The 10,521-nt window shown below is 74.3% G+C and carries 1 protein-coding gene; it reads right to left on the bottom strand.

Annotated elements, in window-relative coordinates:
* The coding region (locus ACWDSL_RS48890) for a type I polyketide synthase (RefSeq protein WP_450495659.1) at positions 1 to 10,521 on the bottom strand (10,521 nt) is incomplete at both ends.

Genomic DNA, 10,521 nt, shown 5'->3' on the forward strand with positions numbered 1-10,521 from the left:
ACCCTGCGCCGGCCGGCCGCTTCGGCCGGGGCGGGGCCGATGACCGCCGGCCAGTCGACGGTCACGCCGTGGACGTGGATCCGGGCGAGGGCGGTGAGCAGGGTGTGGGCCTCGGGCCGGTCCGGGCGTAGCAAGGGTGCCGACACGATCCGGTCCGCCGCGGGCGCGACCCCGGACACCGCCGCGGACATCGGGGCGTGCTCTGCGTCCGTGTCGCCTTCCGGGTCGTCCTGGGCGAGGGCGGACAGCGTGCCGTCCGGGCCCAGTTCCAGGAAGGTGCTGACGCCCTGCGCCCGCAGCCACGCCAGTCCGTCGTTGAACCGCACGGCGTGGCGTACGTGCCGCACCCAGTACTCCGGGTCCGTCAGCTCGCCGGGACGGGCGAGTTCCCCGGTCAGGTTCGACACCAGGCCGAGGGTCGGTTCCGCATACGTCAGCGAGGCGGCGACCTCGCGGAACGCGTCCAGCATCGGCTCCATCAGCGGGGAGTGGAACGCGTGGCCGACTCGCAGCCGCCGGGTCTTGCGGCCCCGCGCGGCGAACGCCTCAGCCACCTCGTCGACCGCGCTCCGCTCCCCCGAGACCACCACCGCCCTGGGCCCGTTCACCGCCGCCACCGACACCAGCGCCTCGCGTCCCGCCAGGGCCTCCGCCACCTCGTCCTCGGTGGCCCGCAACGCCACCATCGCCCCTCCGGGCGGCAGCTGCTCCATGAGCCGGCCGCGCGCGGCCACCAGCAGCGCGGCGTCCGGCAGGGTGAGGACCCCGGCGACGTGTGCGGCGGTCAGCTCGCCGAGGGAGTGGCCGATCAGGAAGTCGGGGCGTACGCCGAAGGACTCCAGCAGCCGGAACAGCGCCACTTCGACCGCGAACAGGGCCGGCTGGGCGTAGCGGGTACGGTCCAGCAGGGCGGCCTCGTCCGTACCGGGCGCGGCGAACAGCAGCGGGCGCAGCGGCCGGTCCAGCCGGGTGTCCAGCTCGGTGACCACCACGTCCAGGGCATGGGCGTACGCCGGAAAGACGGCGGCCAACTCCAATCCCGTGCCGATGCGTTGGGTGCCCTGGCCGGCGAAGAGCAGCGCGAGCCCGGCGTCGGTTCCGGGCCGTGGCGCGCCCGCCACCAGAGCGGTTGCGGACACTCCGGCGGCGAGCGCGTCCAGGCCGCGTACGAAGCCCTCGCGGTCCTCGGCCACGACGACGGCGCGGCGCTCGAACACCGCCCGCTCGGTCATCAGCGCCCGCGCGACCTCTACGGGCCTCAGGTTCTCCTCCTCTGCGGCGAGCTCCCGCAGCCGGTGTGCCTGGCCCCGTAGCGCCGTCTCGGAGCGCGCCGACACCACCCATGGCACCACCGCGGACACGGCTACCGCCTGCCCCTCGTCCCGGTCCTCGTTCTGGTCCTCGTCTTCCGACGCGGACTCCGGCTCGGGCTCCTCGGGGGCCTGTTCCAGGATGATGTGGGCGTTGGTCCCGCTGACCCCGAAGGAGGAGATCCCCGCGCGCCGAGGGTGTCCGTTCCGTGGCCATGGCACCGGCTCGTTCAGCAGCCGCACCCGGCCCGAGGACCAGTCCACGTGCGGCGACGGGTCGTTGACGTACAGGCTCGGTGGCAGCAGGTCGTGCTGGAGTGCCAGCACCATCTTGATCACCCCGGCGACACCGGCCGCCGCCTGCGTATGCCCGATGTTCGACTTCACCGACCCCAACCACAACGGCCGGCCCTCCGGACGATCCTGGCCATACGTCGCAAGGATCGCCTGCGCCTCGATCGGATCGCCCAGCGTCGTCCCCGTCCCATGCCCCTCCACCGCGTCGATGCCGGTGGCGGGCACATCGGCGTTGGCGAGTGCCTGACGGATCACCCGTTGCTGGGCAGGCCCGTTGGGTGCGGTGAGCCCGTTGCTCGCGCCGTCCTGGTTCACCGCACTGCCGCGTACGACCGCGAGCACCCGGTGTCCCAGGCGTCGCGCGTCGGAAAGGCGCTCCAGCAGCAGTACGCCCACGCCCTCGGACCAGCCGACCCCGTCGGCGGCGGCCGCGTACGCCTTGCACCGGCCGTCGGCGGCGAGCCCGCGCTGGCGGGAGAACTCCAGGAAGGCGGCCGGGGTGGACATCACCGTCGCCCCGCCCGCCAGCGCCAGTGAGCATTCGCCGGACCGCAGCGACTGACACGCCAGGTGCAGTGCCACCAGCGACGAGGAACACGCCGTGTCCACCGTCACCGCGGGGCCCTCGAAACCGAAGGTGTACGCGAGCCTGCCTGACAGCACGCTGCCGGAGATCCCGGTCAGCGCGTACCCCGCCAGCTCCGGCCCGCCCTGCCGCACCACCTCGGCGTAGTCCTGGAGCGCCAGCCCGGCGAATACGCCGGTGCGGCTGCCGCCCAGCGACCGCGGATCGATTCCGGCCCGCTCCAGGGCCTCCCAGGAGGTCTCGAGCAGCAGGCGTTGCTGCGGGTCCATGGCCAGTGCCTCGCGGGGGCTGATGCCGAAGAACCCCGCGTCGAAGTCCGCCGCGTCGTAGAGGAAACCGCCCGCTCGCGCGTACGAGGTGCCGGGGCGCTCCGGATCCGGGTCGTAGAGGGTTTCCATGTCCCAGCCCCGGTCGGCCGGAAACTCCGCGATGGCGTCCTTGCCCGAGGCCAGCAGCTGCCAGAACTCCTCCGCGGAGCGGACACCGCCGGGGAAGCGGCACGCCATCCCCACCACGGCGATCGGCTCGTCCGTCCCCACCGCCTCGCGGGCCACGGGCGCGGCCGAGCCGGTGGCAGTCCCGCCGCCGAACAGCAGCTCGCGCATGCCGCGGGCGAGCGCGGCCGGGTTTGGGTGGTCGAAGACGACGGTGGCGGGCAGTGACAGACCGGTGGCGATGTTCAGCCGGTTGCGCAGCTCCACGGCGGTCAGCGAGTCGAAGCCCAGCTCGCGGAAGGCGCGTTCCGGCTCCACGGCCGCCGGCCCGTCGTGCCCGAGGACGGCCGCCGCGTGTGTCCGGACCAGCTCGACGAGCGCCCGCAGCCGCTCGTCCGCGGTCAGTCCGGCCAGCCGCGCGCGCAGCGCACCCTCGGGCTCGCGACCGGCGTCGCCTCGGACGAGTTGCCAGGCCTCGCGCGCCTCGGGGATCTCGCTGATCAGGGGGTCGAGCCCCGCCTCGGTCGCGGTTTCCACCAGGTGCGGCCAGTCGATGTCGGCGACGGTCAGGGAGGTCTCGCCGTGGTCGAGCGCCTGCCCCAGCGCTTCCAGGGCGAGCCGCGGGTCCATGGCCGCCACACCACCGCCGCTCCGCGGCCGCGCGGCCTCCGCGCCCGCTGTTCCGTTCGATCCGGTGCCGTCGACGGCCCAGGGGCCCCAGGTCATGGACAGCCCCGGCAGTCCCAGGCCGCGACGGTGGCGCATCAGGGCCGCCGCCTCGGCACAGGCGCCGTGTCCAGGGGCCCCGAGGAGCGGCGCTGCCGACGAGAACACGACGAACGCCGAAAGGTCGGTGTCGCGTGTCAGCTCGTGCAGATTCCACGCCCCCACGATGCTGTCGTCCCCCTGCGCCGTATGCACCACGGCACGCAGGGGATACTCCTCCGGGATGGCGGTCAGCAGTTGCGCCAGCGCTTGACGGTCGGCCGGGTCGCACGCCGCCGTCGTCACCCGGACCCCGGCCTCGGAGAGTTCGTCCGCGATCCCGAACCCGTCGCCGTTCTCGTCGAGGAGCAGGAGGTGTTCGGCGCCGCGGGCGGCCAGCCACCGGGCCGTGTGGGGGCCCGGTCCGAGGGCGCCGCCGTCGATCAGTACGGTGCCCTCGGGCCGCCACGCCCGCTCCGCGACCGCCCCGGCCAACGGAGCCCGCACCACCCGGCGTACGAACACCCCCGAGGTGCGCACCGCGCACTCGCGCTCGTCGCCGTGGAGGACCCCGATGAGCCCGTCGACGACCCTGCGGTCGGGCAGGCCCGCCACATCGATCAGCCCACCCCACCGCTGCGGATCCTCAAGCCTCACCCTGCGGGCCGCGTCCCACACCCGGGCCGACGCCTGGGACCCCGGCTCGTCGTCGCCGTCGAGTGACACTGCCCCGCTGGTCACACACCACAGCCGAGCCCCCGCATCCGCGTCACCCAATGCCTGTACCAGGACCCGCGGCAACGACTCCGACGTCTCGTCATCCGCGACCAGCACCAGCCCCTTGGCCGCGGGCTCGGGCTCCGACTCGGCCCGTAACCGTTCGACCAGCGCCGTGTGGTCGTCCGGTCCTGGCCCCGGGGGTACGCGCACCACGCGCGCGCCGGCCCGCTCCAGCCCCTCGACGACCGCCCGTCGCGCCCCGTCCGCGGCCACCACGAGCCAACGTCCCGTGAGCACCCCCGCGCCACCGACCCCCGTCGGTCGCCACGCCTCCCGGTAGCGCAGGCCGTCCACCGACTCGCGATCGTGGCACCGCTGCCGCCACGCCTCCAGGGCCGGCACCAACACCTCGAGCGAGGCCCTCTCTCCCACCCCCAGCAACCGCCCCACTCCCGCGATATCGCCCCGCCGTACCGCGGCCCACAACGGCTCGTCGGCGCCCGGGGCCGCGCCACCGCCCACCGCCCCCGCGGGCTCGGGCGCGGGCTCCAACCAGAACCGGTGCCGTTCGAAGGCGTACGTGGGGAGTCCGACACTGCCCCGCCGGCCGGCTGCCGGCCCCACAGCCGGGGACCAGTCCACCCCACCACCGGCGACGAAGAGCCGCGCCACGGACGTCAGGAAGCGGGTCAGGCCCCCTTCGCCACGCCGTAGCGTGCCCAGCACCAGGGCGTCCGCGGCACCGAGCGCGTCAAGGGTCTCCTGCACACCGACCGAGACGGCCGGGTGCGGGCCGGACTCGATGAAGACCGTGTGGCCGTCCTCGACGAGCGCGCGGGTGGCGTCCTGGAAACGCACCATCTGGCGCAGATTGCGGTACCAGTACTCGGCGTCGAGGCCGCTGCCGTCCATGCGCTCGCCGGTGACGGTCGAGTACAGGGGGATGTCGCCGGTGCGGGGGCGGATCGGGGCGAGCAGGGTGAGCAGGCGCTCGTGGATGGCCTCGACCTGCGGGGAGTGGGAGGCCCAGTCGACCTTGAGCTTACGTGCCCGGACGCCGTCCGCGGTCAGCTCCGCCAGCAGCGCGTCCACGGCCTCGGGGGTCCCGGACACCACCGCGGAGCCCGCGCCGTTGTCGGCCGCGACACTCAGCCGACCGGCCCATGGCGCGAGGCGCGGTTCGAGTTCCTGGGCGGGCATGCCGACCGAGAGCATCGCACCCCGCCCGGCCAGCGCGGACAGCGCCTGGCTGCGCAGCGCGACGATCCGTACGGCGTCCTCCAGCGACAGCGCGCCGGCGACATACGCTGCGGCGATCTCGCCCTGGGAGTGACCGGCCACCGCGTCGGGTCGCACACCGTACGACCGCCACAGCGCCGCCAGCGACACCATGACCGCGAAGAGCACCGGCTGGACCACATCCGCCCGGTCCAGCGGCGGGGCGTCCGGCTCGCCGCGCACCACATCGGTCAGGGACCAGTCCACGTAGGACGCGAGGGCTTCCGCGCAGGCCGCCATCTGGTCGGCGAACACGGGTGCGGTGTCCAGGAGCTCGGCGGTCATGCCGTCCCATTGGGTGCCCTGGCCGCCGAACAGCATCGCGACCTTGCCATGGGCGGCCGGGCCGGGCGGCCCCTCGACCAGTCCGGCGGCCGGTGCCCCAGTGGCCAGTGCGTCCAGGCCGCGTACGAGCTCGTCGCGGTCCTCGGCCACGATCACGGCGCGGCGCTCGAACACCGCCCGCTCGCCGGCCAGCGCATGCGCCACATCCCGCAGCTCTTCCCGGTCCGCGACAAACTCCCGCAACCGGCGGGCCTGCCCTCTCAGCGCGCCCTCCGAACGCGCCGAGACCAGCCACGGCACCACCGGCGATTCGTGCGTGGGCCCGCGCTCCGCCACGGCCTCGTCCGGGGCCTGCTCCAGGATGATGTGCGCGTTGGTGCCACTGACCCCGAAGGACGACACACCCGCCCGGCACGGACGCCCGTTCCCCGGCCACGGCACCGACTCGCTCAGCAGCCGCACCCTCCCGGCCGACCAATCGACATGAGGGGTTGGGGTGTTCGTGTGCAGGCTCGGTGGCAGCAGGTCGTGCTGGAGCGACAGCACCATCTTGATCACCCCGGCGACACCGGCCGCCGCCTGCGTATGGCCGATGTTCGACTTCACCGACCCCAACCACAACGGCCGGTCTTCCGGGCGATCCTGGCCATACGTAGCGAGGATCGCCTGCGCCTCGATCGGATCCCCCAGCGTCGTCCCCGTACCATGCCCCTCCACCACATCCACATCCGACGCCGCCAGCCCCGCACCCGCCAACGCCTGCCGAATCACCCGCTGCTGCGACGGACCATTCGGCGCCGTCAAACCATTGCTCGCCCCGTCCTGATTCACCGCACTGCCCCGCACCACCGCCAACACCCGATGCCCCAACTGCCGCGCATCCGACAACCGCTCCACCAACAGCATCCCCACCCCTTCGGACCAGCCAACTCCGTCAGCGGCGGCGGCGTACGGCTTGCACCGCCCGTCCGCCGCCAGACCACGCTGACGGGAGAACTCCACAAACACACCCGGCGTCGACATCACCGTCACCCCACCCGCCAACGCCAGCGAACACTCTCCCGACCGCAACGACTGACACGCCAAATGCAACGCCACCAACGACGAAGAACACGCCGTATCCACCGTCACCGCAGGACCCTCAAAACCAAAGCTGTACGCCAACCGACCCGACAGCGCGCTGCCCGAGACGCCGGTCATCGCATAACCCTCAAGGTCCTCGCCCGTGTGGCGCAGCAGGTTGATGTAGTCCTGCTGCGCCATACCCACGAAGGCGCCGGTGCGGCTGCCCCGCAGGTCGGCGGGGTCGAGGCCGGCGTGTTCGAAGGTCTCCCAGGACGTTTCCAGCAGCAGCCGCTGCTGCGGGTCCATCGCCAGCGCCTCACGCGGGCTGATCCCGAAGAACCCCGCATCGAACTCCGCCGCGTCGTAGAGGAAACCGCCCACCCGCGCATACGAGGTGCCGGGGCGCTCCGGATCGGCGTCGTACAGCGCCGCACCGCCCCAGCCCCGGTCCATCGGGAAGCCCGCGATCGCGTCCCTGCCCTGGGCCAGCAGCTCCCAGAACTCCTCCGCGGAGCGGACACCGCCGGGGAAGCGACAGGCCATCCCCACCACGGCGATCGGCTCGTCCGTCGCCGTGGGCCGCGGATCGGCAGAGGACGGTCCACCGGCCGTTCCGGGGGCGCCGAACAGCTGCTCCCAGGTGTGCTGGGCGAGCGCGGCCGGGTGAGGGTAGTCGAACACCGCGGTGGCGGGCAGCCTGAGGCCGGTGGCGGCGTTGAGCCGGTTGCGCAGCTCCACGGCGGTCAACGAGTCGAAGCCCAGCTCACGGAAGGCGCGCTCCGGCGGCACGGCCGCCGGGCCGGCGTGGCCGAGCACGGTGGCCGCGTGCGTACGGACCAACTCGACCACCATGCGCCGCTGCTCGTCCGCGGACAGCCCGGCCAGCCGCGTCCGGAGCGTTCCGGCGGCCTCGGCGGCGCCGCGGCCCGCGGCGTCCCAAGCCGTCCGGGCCTCGGGGATCCCGCTGATCAAGGGGTCGAGTCCGGTGGCGGGGGCGTGGTCGACGAAGGCCCGCCAGTCGATGTCCGCGACGGTCAGGCAGGTCTCGTCGTGCTCCAGCGCCTGCCCGAGCGCCGTCAGAGCCAGCCGGGGGTCCATGGCCGCCATGCCGTGGCGGCGCAACCGCCCGGCGTCCGCGGCGGCGTCCGCCATCCCGCCGCCGGCCCAGGCCCCCCACGCCACCGACAGGCCCGGCAGCCCGAGGCCGCGCCGATGTTTGATCAGCGCGTCCACCTCGGCGTTCGCCGCGGCGTAGCCGCCCTGCCCCGCCGAGCCGAACGTCGCAGCCGCCGAGGAGAACACCACGAAGGCCGCGAGGTCGGCGCCGCGCGTCAGCTCGTGCAGTTGCCACGCCCCGACCGCCTTGGCCTGCCGCGCCGCCTCCAGCCGCTCCGGGGTCAGCGTCGCCAGGACGGCGTCGTCCAGCGCACCCGCCGCATGCACCACGGCCGTCAGTGGGGCGTCCTCCGGCACCCCGGCCAGGACCCGCGCGAGCGCGTCGCGATCGGCCACATCGCACGCCGCCACGGTCACCCGCGCCCCCAGCCCGGCCAGCTCGTCCCGGAGCCCGGCGGCGCCTTCGGCCGCCTCGCCGCGCCGGCTCAGCAACAGCAGATGCACCGGGCCGCGGCCGGCCAGCCATCGAGCCACATGCGCGCCCAGCCCGCCCGTACCGCCGGTGATCAGTACCGTGCCGTGCGGCCGCCACTCGCGCCCCGGCTCCGCCACCGCCCCGGCCAGCGGGGCGCGCTCCAGGCGGCGTACGAACACCCCGGACGCCCGTACCGCGCACTCCCGCTCGGGCCCCGCCAGCGCCCGCACCAGGCTCCGCGCCGCCCGCGTGTCCAGCGGGTCCGGAAGGTCGACCAGCCCGCCCCACACCTCCGGAGCCTCAAGGGCGGCCACCCGTCCCAGCCCCCACACCTGGCCCAGCCCGGGCGACACCACCGCGTCCCCGCCGCCCACCGACACCGCGCCGCGAGTCACACACCACAGCCGAGCCGCCGCCCCCACATCGCCCAGGGCCTGGAGCCACGCCAGGAGCAGCGCCCCCGCGCCCGGGCCGCCGCCGCCCGCCAACAGCAACGCCACCCCGTCCACCTCGGGCTCGGGCCCCAACTCGGCCCGCAGCCGCTCCACCAGCGCCTCGCGCGCCACGCACCCCTCGGCCGCGTGGAGGGCCGCCCTGGCCCCGGACCGCTCCAACTCCTCGACGACGGGCGATCCGTTCACCCCGTCGGCAGCAACCACCAGCCAACGCCCCGTCGGCGCCCCCGCGCCACTGTCACCCGTCGGCCGCCACACCTCCCGATAGCGCCACCCGTCCAGCACGCCACGGTCGCGGCACCCCCGCCACCAAGCCCCGAGCGCGGGCACCAGTGTCCCGAGACCGGCCCCCTCGTCCACCCCCAGCAGCTCACCGACGCGCGGGACATCGCCCCGCTCCACCGCCTCCCACAGCGGCCCCTCGCCACCGCTCGCCCCGGATCCGCCGGGCCCGGCCGCCTCCAGCCAGTAACGCTCCCGTTCGAAGGCATAGGTCGGCAGCTCGACACCCCCGACCGCGGCGGGCGACCACCCCATCGCCCCTGGCCAGTCCACCTCCATCCCGGACACGAAGAGCCGCGCGAGGGCCGCGAGATACGTCTGGCTCTCGCCCCGGTCGGGGCGCAGGGCCGCGGCCAGGAAGACGTCTTCGGCGTCGGCTCCGGGCTCTTCGGCGGCGGCTCCCAGCCTTTCGGCGGCGGCTCCCGGCTCTTCGGCGGCGAAGACGTCCTGGACCAGGCCGCACAGTGTGCCATCCGGGCCGAGCTCCAGAAACGTACGGACGCCCTGCTCGCGCAGCCACGCCACCCCGTCGCCGAAACGCACCGCCGCGCGGACGTGCCGCACCCAGTACTCGGGCGTGCCGAACTCCTCGGCGGGCAGCAGGGCGCCGGTCACGTTCGACACAACGGGGATACGCGCGAGGTGGTACGTCACGCGCTCCGTCTCCTGGCGGAACTCCTCCAGCATCGGGTCCATACGGGGCGAGTGGAAGGCGTGGCTCACCCTGAGTCGCCGCGTGCGGTGGCCGAGCTCCGCGCACCGCCCCGCCAGCTCCCGTACGGCGCCCTCGTCGCCGGACAGCACCACCGAGCGAGGGCCGTTGACCGCGGCCAGGCCCACCCGGGCTGCCTCGGGCGAGCCGGATTGCGCCTCCGCCAGCAGCCGACCCGCCTCCCGCTCCGAGATCTCCACCGCCACCATGGCCCCGCCCGCAGGGAGCGCCTGCATCAGCCTGCCCCGGGCGACGACCAGCCGCGCCGCGTCCGGCAGTGAGAGCACCCCGGCCACATGCGCGGCCACCAGCTCTCCCACCGAGTGTCCGAGCAGAAACCGGGGCCTGATCCCCGAGGTCTCCACCAGCCGGTACAGCGCCACTTCCAGCGCGAACAGCGCGGGCTGCGCGAACTCGGTGCGCTCGCACACCTCGGATGCAGAGGCGTCGTCATCTTCGAGGAGCAACTTCCGTACGTCGGGGCCGCCCGCCGTCGTGAGCTCCGCGCATACGGCGTCGAAGGCGGCGGCGAACGCGGGAAACGCCGCGTACAGCTCACGCCCCATGCCGACGCGCTGCGCCCCCTGGCCCGTGAACAGCACCGCCACCACGGGCGCGTCGGTATCGCCCGGCTGCGTCAGGCGCTCCGCCAGGTGGGGCGCCGGAGCGCCGGCCGCCAGTGCGTCCAGGCCGCGTACGAGCTCATCGCGGTCCTCGGCCACGATCACGGCGCGGCGCTCGAACACCGCCCGCTCGCCGGCCAGCGCACGCGCCACATCCCGCAGCCCTTCCCGCTCCGCG

Source organism: Streptomyces sp. NPDC000941 (assembly GCF_053599555.1).